Genomic DNA, 15,575 nt, shown 5'->3' with positions numbered 1-15,575 from the left:
AACAGCGCTAAAGATCGGCTCCCTCTCCCTCCGGGAGAGGGCTGGGGTGAGGGTAGCTTTTCAGCGCCTACATATCTTCCTCGATATCCAACAGCAAATTCTCCAGCGCCTCTTTATAAGCCCCCGGCTCCTGCCACATCCCGCGCTGCTGCGCCTCGAGCATGCGTTCGGTCATGTCGCGCAGCGCATGGGGATTATGCTCACGAACAAAATCCCGCGTCGCCGGATCGAGCAAATAGGCATCCGCCAGCAACGCGTATTGATGATCATCGATCAACTGCGTCGTCGCATCGAAGGCGAACAGATTATCAACGGTCGCCGCCAGTTCGAACGCGCCTTTATAGCCGTGACGCTTGACCCCGTCGATCCACTTCGGATTCGCCGCCCGCGAGCGCACTACGCGGTTCAGCTCTTCCTTCAAGGTACGGATCTTCGGCAGATCGGGCTGGCTGTGATCGCCGTGATAACTGGCTGCTGCCTCGCCGCGCAGGCTTTCCACCGCCGCGAGCATGCCGCCCTGAAACTGGTAGTAATCGTTGGAGTCGAGCAGGTCATGCTCGCGGTTGTCCTGATTTTGCAGCACTGCCTGCACCTGGCTCAGGCGCTGGCTGAATTGCTCGCGGGCAGCCGTGCCTTCATCAGCGCCACCGTAAGCGTAGGCGCCCCAGTTCAGGTAAACCTCGGCGAGGTCTTCGCGGGTCCGCCACAGACGTCCGTCGATCGCGCCTTGCACACCAGCGCCGTAAGCACCCGGCTTGGCACCGAAGATTCGCCATCCGGCCTGACGCCGCGCGGTGTCCTCATCGACGCCCGCCTGCAACAGCGCTTCGCGCTCGGCACGCACTTTGGCGGCCAGTGGATTCAAGTCATCCGGTTCGTCCAGCGCGGCCACCGCTTGCACGGCGGCGTCGAACAGGCGGATGAGGTTGGCGAACGCATCACGGAAAAAGCCCGAAACCCGCAGCGTCACGTCGACCCTTGGGCGATCGAGCAGACTCAGCGGCAGGATCTCGAAATCATCCACGCGCTGGCTGCCCGTGGCCCAGACCGGACGCACGCCCATCAGCGCCATCGCCTGGGCAATGTCATCGCCGCCGGTGCGCATGGTCGCGGTGCCCCAGACGGACAGGCCGAGCTGGCGCAGGTGGTCGCCATGATCCTGCAGGTGTCGCTCGAGAATCAGCGTGGCCGACTGGAATCCGATGCGCCACGCGGTGGTGGTCGGCAGGTTGCGCACGTCGACCGAGTAGAAGTTGCGCCCGGTGGGCAGCACGTCGAGGCGGCCACGGCTGGGTGCACCGCTGGGGCCGGCCGGGACGAATCGACCGCCGAGGGCGTCGAGCAGACCGCGCATTTCCGCCGGCCCGCAAGCGTCGAGGCGTGGGGCGACGACTTCGCGCAGGGACTGGATGATTGCATTTACATCAGACCACCCCGATCCCTGTGGGAGCGAGCCTGCTCGCGATGGCGCCAGGTCAGGCAATTCGGTTTTGAATGACACACCGCTATCGCGAGCAGGCTCACTCCTACAGGGGGTTTGCAGTGTTTGGGAGATCAGGTGTACGGCAAATAGTTCGAGGCGTTCGCGGGTGTCGCCGGTGGTACGCCACAGTTCATCGCTGATCGTCTGCAACTCGCTCGGTCGCGGGCCGTTCCACGGATCGGCCAATGTGCAATCCAGCGGATCGAAGCCCAATTCAAACGCCATGGCCAGCGCCCGCAACAGGCTCGACTGCGCGCCCTTACCGTCGCCGCGCGGAATCCGCAACAGCGCCAGCAACGTGTCAATCCGCAAGCGCCCGCTGGGTGATTCGCCAAAGATGTGCAACCCATCGCGAATCTGCGACTCCTTCAGATCGCACAGATAAGTATCCAGACGCGGCAGCCAGATCGCCGCATCAGCGTCGCTGTCCAGCGCAGCATCCAACTGCAATTCGCGGTCGATTTGCGTGTCACGCACCAGTTGCAGAATGTCGCGCTGCAACTCGCGAGCACGGCGCGGATCGAGCAGTTGCGCCTCGTAATATTCGTCGGCGAGCAACTCGAGATTGCGCAGCGGACCATAGGTTTCCGCGCGAGTCAGTGGCGGCATCAAGTGGTCGATGATCACCGCTTGCGTGCGGCGTTTGGCCTGGGCGCCCTCGCCCGGATCGTTGACGATAAACGGATAGATATTCGGCAGCGGCCCGAGCAGCGCGTCCGGCCAGCAATTATCGGAAAGGCCGACGCCTTTGCCCGGCAGCCATTCGAGGTTGCCGTGCTTGCCGACATGGATTACGCCGTGAGCGCCGTAGGTTTCGCGCAACCAGAAATAGAACGCCAGATAGCCGTGCGGCGGCACCAGATCCGGGTCGTGATACACCGCGCTCGGATCGACCTGATAACCGCGTGCCGGCTGGATGCCGACGAAAGTCAGACCGAAGCGCAGCCCGGCGATCATCAGGCGACCGTCGCGGCACATCGGATCATTGTGTGGCGATCCCCAACGTTCAAGCACCGCAGCGCGATTCGCTTCCGGCAGCGCGTTGAACATCGCCAGGTAATCGTCCATCGCCAGGCTCTGCTGGCACGGGCGCAGGTCGAGACTGTCGAGGTCGTTGCTGACACCGCCGAGCAGTTGCTGGATCAGCTCGGTGCCGCTGTCGGGTAACTCGGCAGTGATCGGATAACCGTGGTCGCGCAATGCGCGCAGGATGTTCAGCGCCGCTGCCGGCGTATCGAGGCCAACACCGTTGCCGATGCGGCCGTCGCGAGTCGGGTAGTTGGCGAGGATCAGGGCGATGCGTTTTTCGCCATTCGGCACTCGCGCCAGATCGATCCAGCGCCGCGCCAGTTCGGCGACGAAATCCATGCGTCCGGGCTGGGCGCGGTAGCAGACCACATCGGACTGACTGCGCTCGCTGCGCCAGGCCAGATCCTTGAAGCTGATCGGCCGGCTGATGATACGTCCGTCGAGTTCCGGCAGAGCAATGTGCATCGCCAGATCCCGCGGCCCGAGGCCCTGTTCACTGTCGCGCCAACCGGGCTCGTTGTCCTGGGCGCAGATTGCCTGGATCACCGGAATGTTGCGGCGAAACGGGCGCAGATGCGGCGCTTCGGGGCTGGACTGGGCAAAACCAGTGGTGTTGAGAATCACCCCGGCCTCGACCTCATCCAGCCAGTCCTCGACCACCGACAGGCAGCCAGGTTCTTTCAGACTGGCCACGGCGATCGGCAGCGGATTGAGCCCGGCCGCCTGCAAACGCTGGCAGAACACATCGATGAACGCGGTGTTCGCCGCTTGCAAGTGCGAGCGATAAAACAACAGCGCCGCCACCGGTTGATCGGGCAGCCATTCGGCTTGCCAGTCACTCAGGGCGGCGCTGTTTTTCTGTGGGTGATAAATCGCCGTGCGCGGGAGGGTCTGCGGCTCGCTCCATGGGTAATCACGAGCGAACCATTGGTTGCCCAGGCAGCGGAAAAAATCCAGCGCATTGCCCATGCCGCCCTGACGCAGGAACTGCCAGAGTCGATCGCGTGCCTGGGCGCTGACCGTACTCAAGTCGCTGAGCTCGGGATCCGGACGGTCATCGCCGGGCACCAGAATCAGTTGCACGCCGCGTTCGGACAACTCGACCAGCCGCTCGACGCCATAGCGCCAATAGGCGATGCCGCCGTGCAGCGAGATCAGAATGACCTTGGCGTGGCGCAGCACTTCGTCCACGTACAGATCGACCGACGCGTGATTCTGCACCTGCATCGGGTTGGCCAGACGCAGGCTCGGATAATCCTCCGGCAATTGCTGCGCAGCTTCGGCGAGCAGCGCCAGGCTGGAATCGCCGCTGCACAGGATCACCAGCTCGGCGGGGGTTTGGCCAAGGTCGGCAATGTTGTCATCCGAGACGAATCCGCCGGGCTGGGTCCTGAGCAGGTGCATGGCTTAAACGCTGAGCGCAGCGCGCAATTGCGTTTCGAGCTGCACGGCATCGAGCTCCTGACCGATCAACACCAGACGCGTGACACGCGCTTCTTCGGCGCCCCATTGGCGGTCGAAATGCTTGTCGAAACGCGTGCCCACACCCTGGATCAACAGGCGCATCGGCTTGTTCGGAATCGCTGCAAAACCTTTCACACGGAGGATGCCGTGCTGCACCACCAATTGCGTCAGTGCGTCGAGCAGCAGGCTTTCGTCGGCTTGCGGCAGTTCGATGGAGATCGAATCGAAGGCATCGTGATCGTGGTCGTCGTCATCGCCGTCATGGTGGTGATCGTGATGGCTGTGGCGACCATCGATGTGTTCCTCGGAGCCGGCGCCCAGACCGATCAACACATCCAGCGGCAAACGACCGTTGCTGGCTTCGATGATTTTTACCGCTGGCGGCAGTTCTTCGGCGACTTCAGCGCGCACGCGAGCCAGATCTTCCGGGCTGGTCTGGTCGGCCTTGTTGAGGATAACCAGATCGGCGCTGGCCAGTTGATCGGCGAACAGCTCGTGCAGTGGCGATTCGTGATCAAGGTTCGGATCGAGTTTGCGCTGGGCATCGACCTGATCCGGGAACGCGGCGAACGTGCCAGCGGCGACGGCCGGACTGTCGACCACGGTAATCACCGAATCGACGGTGCAGGCACTGCGGATTTCCGGCCACTGGAAGGCTTGCACCAACGGCTTGGGCAGGGCCAGGCCGGAGGTTTCGATAAGGATGTGATCGAGGTCGCCGCGACGGGCGACCAGTTCGCGCATTACCGGAAAGAATTCTTCCTGCACCGTGCAGCACAGGCAGCCATTGGCCAACTCGTAGACGCGGCCGCTGGCTTCTTCTTCGGTGCAACCGATGGTGCATTGCTTGAGAATTTCACCGTCGATACCCAGCTCGCCAAACTCGTTGACGATCACCGCGATGCGCCGGCCCTGCGCGTTGTCGAGCATGTGTCGCAGCAGCGTGGTTTTGCCCGAACCGAGGAAACCGGTGACGATGGTGACGGGGAGTTTGGCCAGTGTTTTCATCGGTATGCCCTTTGGCAAGCGGCGGGCATACGGGACGAGAACCGGCAGCGCAGGTACGCGCCGGAAGCATTCGCCACCGGATCACCCCGCCCGGTTGTAGTGAGAATCTGTGACGAGGCAGGTCTCCTGGCTGACGGTGTTCAGGCGCGGGGCCTGGCATTCGTTGCGCCTTCCCGCTGGCTCATTGGCTGAGCTGGCAGTGGCGTGGCAACGAACCTCACCGTTCACAGTTGCGGGGGCAGCCGCGGCTTTGACCGCGTTCCCTTCTTAGCTTCGGCGCGTGCCGAAGAACCTCGAAAGCGCAAGGCTACGCATGGGTCTGTCGTGGGTCAATGGGTGTTGAGTCTTGGGATTGGAGGCATATCCATTGCTGCGGGTGCTGCCGCTGGCGGTTTCGCTCTTACAGCGAGTCACCTTTTCCAAACGCCGAAAAGGTGACCCAAAAGGCTTTGCCCCGGCGTACGGCCCGCTCGCTGGGGCTCGGGGTACCTTCGTTACGGGACCGATCCGGGCGCAGCGGCTCCGGTTTGCTTCGCTGCACCTCCTTCCGCTGTGTACGACTGCGTCGTACGGTCGCTGCGCTCCCACGCCCGGATCAATCCCGTAACGAAGCCTGCCGAAGGGGCAAAAGATCAAGAGCCAAAGCAAAGCAAAAGCAAAAGCCAGATCAACAGCCCCTCACCCTAGCCCTCTCCCGGAGGGAGAGGGCTGGGGTGAGGGGCGAATCCAATACAAAACTCAAGCCAAGCGCACGCTCTTCACCACTCAACACAATGAGCGCAAGCTCGAGTAGCTTTTGATCTTGATCTCAGAGCCCGTCGGCAGGCTGAGTGGAGGGATTGATCCGGGCGTGGGAGCGCAGCGACCGTACGACGCAGTCGTACACAGCGAGTGTAGGTGCAGCGAAGCAAACCGGAGCCGCTGCGCCAGGATCGATCCCGCAGCGAAGGAACCCCGAGCCCCAGCGAGCGGGCCGAACGTCAGGGCGAAGCCTTTTTGGGTACTTTTTCGGCGTCTGGAAAAAGTGCCTCGCCGTAAGGGCGAAACCGTAATCAGCAACACCCGCAGCAACGGATCTGCCCCCCAAAATTGACTAAAAACCCAAACCCATGTTCTCCTGCCCCCCTTGTTACGGGTGCCCTTCACAGGGTGAAACGGGAAACCGGTGAATCATGTGCTTTACTCAAAAGCCATGTCAGTCCGGTGCTGCCCCCGCAACGGTAAGCGAGCGAAGCGTCAAAGCCACTGTGCCCAGGCATGGGAAGGTGACGCTTGCAGGTCGGCGACAAGCCAACCCCTCGCGAGCCCGGAGACCGGCCCGCAACACCCAGCGCGCATAAGCGTAGCTGACCACAAACAAACCCGCGGTGGGCGGGCGCTGTTCGAAATCCCTGCGTGCGCGGCTCGCAGGGATTTTCATGCGCTCTATTCACCCGCTGACATTTCAGAGGGAAGCGCTATGTCGATCATCAGCAATACCGTCAGTCACACTGACCACATCTCCAGCACCACGACCTTGGGCCAACGCGTGACTGCCGCCCTCTTCGCCTCGATCCTTGGTGCCAGCCTGGTCTGGTTCGCCGGTTTCTCGCACATCGAGGCAGTGCACAATGCCGCCCACGATACCCGCCACAGCGCCGCCTTCCCGTGCCACTGAGGCCTGCCGACATGATCAAGCGTATTGCGCAAACCGCAGGCTTCGCCGGCCTGCTGGCTGCCCTGCTACTCACACTCTTGCAGAGTTTCTGGGTTTCACCGCTGATTCTTCAGGCCGAAACCTTTGAGAATTCCGCACCAGTCGCCGAAGTTCACGAACACACCGCCGGTACCGCCGCCCACAGCCATGACGCTGAAGCGTGGGAGCCGGAAGATGGCTGGCAGCGCGTAGTCTCGACCACCGGTGGCAATCTGGTGGTGGCGGTCGGCTTCGCCTTGATGCTCGCAGGCCTTTACACCCTGCGTGCCCCAACGAAAACCTCGCAAGGGCTGCTCTGGGGGCTGGCCGGTTACGCCACGTTCGTCCTCGCCCCGACGCTGGGCCTGCCGCCTGAATTGCCGGGCACGGCGGCCGCCGATCTGACATCGCGGCAGATCTGGTGGATTGGCACCGCTGCTTCAACCGCTGTCGGTCTGGCATTGATCGCCTTCAGCCGTCACTGGCTGATGAAGATCCTCGGTGCGGCGATTCTCGCCGTGCCCCATGTGATCGGTGCGCCACAACCACAGGTGCATGCCATGCTCGCGCCCGAAGCATTGGAAACTCAATTCAAAATCGCTTCGCAGTTGACCAATGTCGCGTTCTGGCTGGCCTTGGGCCTGATCAGTGCGTGGTTGTTCCGCCGCAAGAGCGCAGGGCACGATCAGGCATGACCGATGACCGCGCAGCGCCGACCTTCGTGGTCGGCTTCGGCTGCCAGCGCGGCTGCCCGGCCAGCACGCTGCGCGCGTTACTCGATCAGGCCCTGCAGGCGCATCGCCTCGAACTTCGAGCGGTCAAGGCATTGGCCACTATCGATCTGAAGCGCGACGAACCGGGCCTGCTGGAACTGGCCACACAGCTGAACCTGCCCTTGCGGTATTTCAGCAGTGCCGAACTGGCCGTCTACCAGTCGCGCCTCAGCCATCATTCGCAGATCGCTTTCGAACGCACCGGTTGTTATGGCGTCGCCGAAAGCGCCGCATTGGCCGTGGCCGAGCAACTGATTCAGGCGCCGGCAAAATTGCTGATCTCCCGGCAAAAATATGCCCAGGCCACTCTGGCGTTGGCCGGCGCTGCATAAAATCCCGATAATCCCCGCCAGCGATCATGAGCACGCTTCATCTGCAGTGCGGCTGCGCTTCTTACCAAGGATTCAACGATGACCGTCTACTTCATCGGCGCCGGCCCCGGCGACCCGGAACTGATCACTGTCAAAGGCCTGCGCCTGATCCGCACCTGCCCGGTGATTATCTACGCCGGTTCGCTGGTGCCGGCAGCAGTGCTGGAAGGCCACCAAGCTGAAACCGTGGTCAATAGCGCTGAACTGCATCTGGAACAGATCATCGATGTGATCAAGACAGCCCATGCCAAAGGCCAGAATGTCGCGCGCGTGCATTCCGGCGATCCGGGTCTGTACGGAGCGATTGGCGAGCAGATCCGCTATTTGCGTGAGCTGAGCATTCCTTTCGAGATAATCCCTGGCGTCACTGCCACAGCCGCATGCGCAGCGCTGCTCGGTGCTGAACTCACCCTGCCAGACATCTCGCAAAGTGTGATTCTGACCCGTTATGCCGACAAGACCCCGATGCCCGCAGGCGAAGAACTCGCCAGCCTCGCGCAGCATCGCGCGACGATGGCGATCCATCTGGGGGTCAATCATCTGGAAAAGATACTGGTTGAACTGCTGCCGCATTACGGCGCGGATTGCCCGATCGCGGTGATTCACCGGGCGACGTGGCCGGACCAGGATTGGGTGGTGGGGACGCTGGCGGACATTGCCGGGAAGGTCGAGGCCAAGGGCTTTCGGCGCACGGCGCTGATTCTGGTCGGGCGGGTGCTGGGCAGCGAGGTGTTCAGCGAGTCATCGCTGTATCGCGCCGGGCATGCGCATCTGTATCGACCGTGAGTGGAACGCGGAGCGTCCCGGGCTGCGTACCCACGCAGAGCGTGGGCACGATCAAAAATGTTGCCCATAAAAAACGGCGCTCACGGGGCGCCGTTTTTCATGTTCGCAGTGAACACCTTAGTAGTAGGCGTTTTCTTTCTGCGTGTGGTCGGTCACGTCGCGGACGCCTTTGAGCTCCGGGATACGCTCGAGCAAGGTGCGCTCGATGCCTTCCTTTAGCGTGACGTCCGCCTGGCCGCAGCCTTGGCAACCGCCGCCGAATTGCAGAACGGCGATGCCGTCTTCAACCACATCGATCAGGCTGACCTGGCCGCCGTGGCTGGCCAGCCCCGGGTTGATCTCGGTTTGCAGGTAGTAATTGATGCGCTCGTTGACCGGGCTGTCGGCATTGACCATCGGCACTTTGGCGTTGGGCGCCTTGATGGTCAACTGACCACCCATGCGATCGGTAGCGTAGTCGACAACGGCATCATCGAGAAACGCTTCGCTGAACGAATCGATGTACGCGGTGAAGCTCTTCAGCCCCAGCGCCGTATCTTCGGGTTTTTCTTCCCCCGGCTTGCAGTAGGCAATGCAGGTTTCGGCGTACTGGGTGCCAGGCTGGGTGATAAAGACGCGGATGCCGATGCCCGGGGTGTTCTGCTTGGAAAGCAGATCGGCCAGGTAATCATGGGCGGCGTCGGTAATAGTAATGGCGGTCATGGAAACTCCTCGCAGGCTTGGGCGCAGTTTACGCCAATCGGCGCGGCTGACAAAGTCCTAGTATTTTTGTCGGGAAAGAATCTCGGGCACACGCCTGCGAATACTCAAAGATTCTCGTACCGATTCATATCCAGCACGCCCTCTTCCTCCGGTTCGGTTTCGTGGATGTACTGACTCAGATCGTGGAAATACAACCAGAACTGCGGATGACTGCGGCGAATGCCCCAGCGTTCGACGATGTTCTCGAAGCGATTGGCGTCTTTGGCGTTTTCCATGGCATCGACAAACGCCGGAACCTGCTCGGCCGGCACATTGAACATGAAGTTCGGATAGCTGGTGAGTACGCCCGGATAGATGGTGAGGGTGTCGAGCCCCGGCTGATAACGATGCGATTCACCGAGCAAAAACGCCACGTTGCTATGGGCGCGGTTGCGCAGCACGCTGTAGACCTCGCGCTTGCCGCTGGCGGTTTCGACGCGCAGCAAGGTCGCTTCGGGCATTTGCTCGATGACTTTCAGCCCGGCTGCCGGACGCGAGGCCAGACGACTCAAGGCCTGCTCGGCGTTCTGCAACGCCGGATCGATGTTCGGCCGCGAGCAATAAGCGCCGTCACAGCGATTGATCGGATCCGGCCGCGCATTCAGATCGCCGTAGCGCGTCAACAACTGGAAGGCGAAATCACGTTTCGGATCTTTTTCCTCGAGTTTCAGCGCAGTCGGTTTATCGTCGTCGATCGCCTCGTAATCGAGCCACATCTTGAACTGGCCGCCGTCCTGGTACCAATCGTTGAGGTAATCCTCGCGTGAGTCGGCGGGCATCAGGCGCAGGAAGTTCTGCTCTGCGCCGTTGCGGATCAGGTCGAAATACAAACGGGTCTGCGCCTGATGGGAGACGTTGCCGAACACGTCGAAGTTGACCGCGAGCTGGTAATAGGTGCGCTCCAGCAGCGGATAGTCGAACAGCCACATCGTCTGTGGCACCTCACCGATCAAACCCTTGGTAACCGAGGCGCTGTCAAAGTGGCGGAAGATGCTCAGCAAGGCGTTGTCGTTGCCGGCCCACAGGGTCGACCAGCTCGGTGCCGGCAGATCGGCGTAGCTGTCGCGGCGCAGGGCTTCGTATTCGTTGCGCTTGTCGCGATAGTCGCGCCACAGGCTCAGCACGCTGCCGACATCGTCGTTCTGCCCGGGCATCGCCAGCAGCGGCGTGGCTTGGCCGCGGTAGTTCGGATCGGTGATATAGAGGTCATGTTCCGGCGCCTGGAACAGCGCCCAGAAGTTGTCGCGGATCACGTCGGTCGCGATCTGCCCGCGGCACACCGGCCCGCGAATGAAAGTACGGACGAAGTATTCGGCGTTATCGAGCATGAACTGATAGCGCGCTTGCGCCGGAATGGCCTCGAAAGTGGCAAATGGATTGGCGCGGCTCTGTGGCCCGTAGCCCGGCAGCGCGTTGACCTGCCAGTTACCGTTGTAGAACAGGCTTTTGATCCGGGCCATTTTCGCCGCGCTCAGCGGATAAGTGATGTGCGTCTTGTGCACGATCACTCCCTGCACCGGCCACAAGCGGTAATACACCTGCGTGCCCGGGTCGTCGTTGGGGCGGCGAGTGGCGATCAGATCGATCGGCTGCCCACTCGGCGTACGCGAACGCACCCACTGGAAATAATGCCCCGGCTCGCCGCCCTTGAAGTAGATGTGGGCCAGATACCAGTGTTCGAACAGCCAGCGCCCGACCAGACTTTGCCGCGCGCCGGGGGCGTTAAGCAGGTTTTCCCACTGCGCGATCTGCAGCGCCTCTTGCGCACTCGGTGCCAGGCTCTGCTCGTCAATCGGCGCGCCAGACGCCAGCCAGCGCTGCAGGGTCTGATATTGCTGATCGGTCAGGCCGGTAACGGCCAGCGGCATGCCCTCTTTCGGGTGCGCTCCGGCGTAAGCGTCAAATTCGCCAGGCATCGGACACAGGTTGCTGCGGTTGAGCCCCAGGACAATGTCTTCGGGAAGCTTGGCGTTCGGCGTCAGCGGTGTCTTGTGGCCCAGTTCGAGCATGCGCGCCATCAGCGCGGCCTGACTGCCCTGGGCGTCGAGCACCGAGTAGAAATCCTTCTGCTGCCACGCACGTTTGCCGAACGCGTCGTAAAACAAACGCGTAGTCGGCGCGGCCCGGGTGCGTTCGCCGTCATACACCGGCATCTTGCTCGCGCCACGGCCGGCGCCTTCGCCACTGCCCAGATTGAGCTGGCACGCCGAGTCGTAGCAGGCATGGCAGGCCACGCATTTCTCGGTGAAGATCGGTTGGATATCCCGGCTGTAGGAGATAGAAGAAGAAACAGCGGGATCTTGCGCCGCGACGCTCCCGCTCAGGACCAGCAACAATAAACTGATGACGCGGTACGGCATGCTGCTGATCCCGATGGTAAAAAAAGGCTGCGATTCTACCGTTATGACGCTCGTACCAACATGAGCGATATTCATGCAAAAGCGGCACATGCTCTAAAAGCGCACAGGTTTGCTATGATCCCGCTCCTTCGTAATGGTCTTTTCGAGTAGTCCACATGTCCGATCGCAGCGTCCGCCTTCAAGCTCTCAAGCAAGCCCTCAAAGAGCGCATCCTGATTCTCGACGGCGGGATGGGCACAATGATCCAGAGCTACAAGCTCGAAGAGCAGGATTATCGCGGCAAGCGCTTCGCGGACTGGCCGAGTGACGTCAAGGGCAACAACGACCTGCTGGTGATCACCCGTCCGGACGTGATCGGCGGTATCGAAAAAGCCTATCTGGACGCCGGCGCCGACATTCTCGAAACCAACACCTTCAACGCCACGCGCATTTCCATGGCCGATTACGGCATGGAAGAGCTGGCCTACGAGTTAAACGTAGAAGGCGCACGTCTGGCGCGCAAGATTGCCGACGCCAAGACCGCCGAAAACCCGGCCAAGCCGCGCTTCGTGGCCGGCGTGCTCGGCCCGACCAGCCGCACCTGCTCGCTGTCGCCCGACGTCAACAACCCCGGCTACCGCAACGTCACCTTCGATGAGTTGGTGGAAAACTACACCGAAGCCACCAAGGGCCTGATCGAGGGCGGCGCCGACCTGATCCTGATCGAAACCATTTTCGACACCCTCAACGCCAAAGCGGCGATCTTCGCCGTACAAGGTGTGTTCGAAGAACTGCACATCGAACTGCCGATCATGATTTCCGGCACGATCACCGACGCCTCCGGCCGTACCTTGTCCGGCCAGACCACCGAAGCGTTCTGGAACTCGGTGGCCCACGCCAAGCCGATTTCCGTGGGCCTCAACTGCGCCCTCGGCGCCAGCGAACTGCGTCCGTACCTGGAAGAGCTGTCGAACAAGGCCAGCACCCACGTGTCCGCGCACCCGAACGCCGGCCTGCCGAATGAATTCGGCGAGTACGACGAACTGCCGTCGCAAACCGCGAAAGTCATCGAAGAGTTCGCCCAGAGCGGCTTCCTCAACATCGTCGGCGGCTGCTGCGGCACCACCCCGGGGCACATCGAAGCCATCGCCAAAGCCGTGGCCGGTTATGCGCCGCGACAGATTCCGGACATCCCCAAGGCCTGCCGCCTTTCTGGTCTGGAGCCGTTCACCATCGATCGCAGCTCGCTGTTCGTCAACGTCGGCGAGCGCACCAACATCACCGGTTCGGCAAAATTCGCCCGCCTGATCCGTGAAGACAACTACACCGAAGCCCTCGAAGTCGCTTTGCAGCAGGTCGAGGCCGGCGCGCAGATCATCGACATCAACATGGACGAGGGCATGCTCGATTCGAAGAAGGCCATGGTCACCTTCCTCAATCTGATCGCCGGCGAACCGGACATCTCCCGCGTGCCGATCATGATCGACTCGTCGAAATGGGAAGTCATCGAAGCCGGCCTCAAGTGCATTCAGGGCAAGGGCATCGTCAACTCGATCAGCATGAAAGAAGGTGTCGAGCAGTTCATTCACCACGCCAAATTGTGCAAGCGCTACGGCGCTGCGGTGGTGGTGATGGCCTTCGACGAAGCCGGCCAGGCCGACACCGAAGCGCGCAAGAAAGAGATCTGCAAACGCTCCTACGACATTCTGGTCAATGAAGTCGGCTTCCCGCCGGAAGACATCATCTTCGACCCGAACATCTTCGCCGTCGCCACCGGTATCGAAGAGCACAACAATTATGCTGTCGACTTCATCAACGCCTGCGCCTACATCCGCGACGAGCTGCCGTATGCGCTGAGCTCCGGCGGTGTGTCCAACGTGTCGTTCTCGTTCCGTGGCAACAACCCGGTGCGTGAGGCAATTCACTCGGTGTTCCTGCTCTACGCAATCCGCGCCGGGCTGACCATGGGCATCGTCAACGCCGGTCAGCTGGAGATCTACGATCAGATCCCGGTCGAGCTGCGCGACGCTGTCGAAGACGTCATTCTCAACCGCACCCCGGACGGCACCGACGCCCTCCTCGCCATCGCCGACAAGTACAAGGGCGACGGCAGCGTCAAGGAAGCCGAGACCGAAGAGTGGCGCAACTGGGACGTCAACAAGCGTCTGGAACACGCGCTGGTCAAGGGCATCACCACGCATATCGTCGAAGACACCGAAGAATCCCGGCAGTCGTTCGCGCGGCCGATCGAAGTGATCGAAGGCCCGCTGATGTCCGGCATGAACATCGTCGGCGACCTGTTCGGCGCCGGCAAAATGTTCCTCCCGCAAGTGGTGAAATCCGCGCGGGTGATGAAGCAGGCCGTGGCGCACTTGATTCCGTTCATCGAACTGGAAAAAGGCGACAAGCCGGAAGCCAAGGGCAAGATCCTCATGGCCACGGTGAAAGGCGATGTGCACGACATCGGCAAGAACATCGTTGGCGTGGTGCTCGGCTGCAACGGCTATGACATCGTCGACCTCGGCGTGATGGTCCCGGCCGAGAAGATCCTGCAGGTGGCCAAAGAACAGAAATGCGACATCATCGGCCTCTCCGGCCTGATCACCCCGTCGCTGGACGAAATGGTTCACGTTGCCCGTGAAATGCAGCGTCAGGATTTTCACCTGCCGCTGATGATCGGTGGCGCGACCACCTCCAAAGCGCACACGGCGGTGAAGATCGAACCGAAGTACAGCAACGACGCGGTGGTCTACGTGACCGACGCCTCGCGCGCCGTGGGTGTTGCGACGCAGTTGCTGTCCAAGGAATTGAAAGCCGGTTTCGTCGAGAAGACCCGTCTGGAATACATCGACGTGCGCGAGCGCACTTCCAATCGCAGCGCCCGCACCGAACGCCTGAGCTACGCCGCCGCCATCGCCAAGAAGCCGCAATTCGACTGGAGTAACTACGAGCCAGTGAAACCGACGTTCACCGGCAGCAAGGTGCTCGACAACATCGATTTGAAGGTGCTGGCCGAATACATCGACTGGACGCCGTTTTTCATCTCCTGGGACCTAGCTGGCAAGTTCCCGCGCATCCTTGAAGACGAAGTGGTCGGTGAAGCCGCCACCGCGTTGTACAAAGATGCGCAGGAAATGCTCGCCAAGCTGATCGACGAAAAACTGATCAGCGCCCGTGCCGTGTTCGGTTTCTGGCCGGCAAATCAGGTCAACGAAGACGACATCGAGCTCTACGACGATGCCGGCAAGCCATTGGCCAAACTGCATCACCTGCGTCAACAGATCATCAAGACCGACGGCAAACCGAACTTCTGCCTCGCCGACTTCGTTGCGCCGAAGGACAGCGAAGTCACCGATTATGTCGGCGGCTTTATCACCACCGCTGGCATCGGCGCCGAAGAAGTGGCCAAGGCCTATCAGGACGCAGGCGACGACTACAACTCGATCATGGTCAAAGCTCTTGCCGACCGTTTGGCCGAGGCCTGCGCCGAATGGCTGCACCAGCAAGTGCGCAAAGAGCACTGGGGTTATGCCAAGGACGAAACCCTCGATAACGATGCGCTGATCAAAGAGCAATACCGTGGCATCCGTCCCGCTCCCGGCTACCCGGCCTGCCCGGATCACACCGAGAAAGCCGCGCTGTTCACCCTGCTCGACCCGGAAGCGGCCGAAATGCGCGCCGGCCGCAGCGGTGTATTCCTCACCGAGCACTACGCGATGTTCCCCGCCGCTGCAGTCAGTGGTTGGTACTTCGCCCATCCGCAGGCGCAGTACTTTGCCGTGGGCAAGATCGACAAGGATCAGGTGCAGAGCTACACCTCGCGCAAAGGCCAGGAGCTGAGCGTGACCGAGCGCTGGCTGGCGCCGAATCTGGGTTACGACAACTGAGATCCGCTGGGGCATGGAC

At 61.5% G+C, this 15,575-nt stretch carries 9 protein-coding genes and 2 riboswitches; of the genes, 5 read left to right on the top strand and 4 right to left on the bottom strand.

The window, feature by feature from the left end:
* Positions 1-67 precede the first annotated feature (67 nt).
* Both cobN and cobW read right to left on the bottom strand, forming a co-directional pair.
* The gene (gene cobN / locus J2Y90_RS17905; protein WP_253501268.1) at positions 68-3,916 is read right to left on the bottom strand and encodes a cobaltochelatase subunit CobN; all 3,849 of its coding nucleotides are present in this window, start codon (positions 3,914-3,916) and stop codon (positions 68-70) included.
* 3 nt (positions 3,917-3,919) lie between these two features.
* Positions 3,920-4,984 carry a cobalamin biosynthesis protein CobW gene (cobW, locus tag J2Y90_RS17900; RefSeq protein WP_253501265.1) on the bottom strand — a complete coding sequence of 355 codons (1,065 nt, stop codon included), beginning with the start codon at positions 4,982-4,984 and terminating at the stop codon, positions 3,920-3,922.
* A 99-nt stretch (positions 4,985-5,083) separates the two neighbouring features.
* A riboswitch (cobalamin riboswitch) is annotated at positions 5,084-5,295 on the bottom strand.
* Between the two features lie 805 nt (positions 5,296-6,100).
* A riboswitch (cobalamin riboswitch) is annotated at positions 6,101-6,320 on the top strand.
* A gap of 123 nt (positions 6,321-6,443) precedes the next feature.
* Here cobW and J2Y90_RS17895 point away from each other — a divergent pair.
* The 4 genes from J2Y90_RS17895 to cobM all read left to right on the top strand — a co-directional run bounded on the left by J2Y90_RS17895 (position 6,444) and on the right by cobM (position 8,589).
* A complete protein-coding gene (locus J2Y90_RS17895) occupies positions 6,444-6,641 on the top strand; it encodes a CbtB domain-containing protein (protein ID WP_253501262.1) in 198 nt (65 codons plus the stop codon).
* A gap of 11 nt (positions 6,642-6,652) precedes the next feature.
* Positions 6,653-7,354, top strand: a complete 702-nt coding sequence (locus J2Y90_RS17890) for a CbtA family protein (protein WP_253501259.1) — start codon at positions 6,653-6,655, stop codon at positions 7,352-7,354.
* Entirely contained in the window at positions 7,351-7,764 is a 414-nt protein-coding gene (locus tag J2Y90_RS17885; RefSeq protein WP_253501256.1) for a cobalamin biosynthesis protein, read from the top strand. Before J2Y90_RS17890 ends, J2Y90_RS17885 begins: the two co-directional genes overlap by 4 nt.
* Positions 7,765-7,842: 78 nt before the next feature.
* Complete coding sequence (gene cobM, locus J2Y90_RS17880; RefSeq protein ID WP_253501253.1) at positions 7,843-8,589, top strand: precorrin-4 C(11)-methyltransferase; 747 nt, start codon at positions 7,843-7,845, stop codon at positions 8,587-8,589.
* Positions 8,590-8,706: 117 nt separating this feature from the next.
* On the opposite strand, the gene nfuA is transcribed toward cobM, so the two are convergent.
* Positions 8,707-9,291 carry a Fe-S biogenesis protein NfuA gene (gene nfuA / locus J2Y90_RS17875; RefSeq protein WP_003225494.1) on the bottom strand — a complete coding sequence of 195 codons (585 nt, stop codon included), beginning with the start codon at positions 9,289-9,291 and terminating at the stop codon, positions 8,707-8,709.
* 104 nt (positions 9,292-9,395) lie between these two features.
* Positions 9,396-11,690, bottom strand: a complete 2,295-nt coding sequence (locus tag J2Y90_RS17870; RefSeq protein WP_253501250.1) for a fatty acid cis/trans isomerase — start codon at positions 11,688-11,690, stop codon at positions 9,396-9,398.
* A 155-nt stretch (positions 11,691-11,845) separates the two neighbouring features.
* Between J2Y90_RS17870 and metH the strand changes: the two genes are divergently transcribed.
* Positions 11,846-15,556 (top strand): methionine synthase, encoded by a 3,711-nt coding sequence (gene metH / locus J2Y90_RS17865; protein WP_253501247.1) that lies wholly within the window; start codon positions 11,846-11,848, stop codon positions 15,554-15,556.
* The last annotated feature ends 19 nt before the right edge of the window (positions 15,557-15,575 follow it).

The organism is Pseudomonas koreensis (assembly GCF_024169245.1).
Taxonomy (GTDB): domain Bacteria; phylum Pseudomonadota; class Gammaproteobacteria; order Pseudomonadales; family Pseudomonadaceae; genus Aquipseudomonas; species Aquipseudomonas koreensis_F.
Note: the sequence above shows the minus strand (reverse complement) of the source record. Positions and strands in the feature narration are given on the sequence as shown.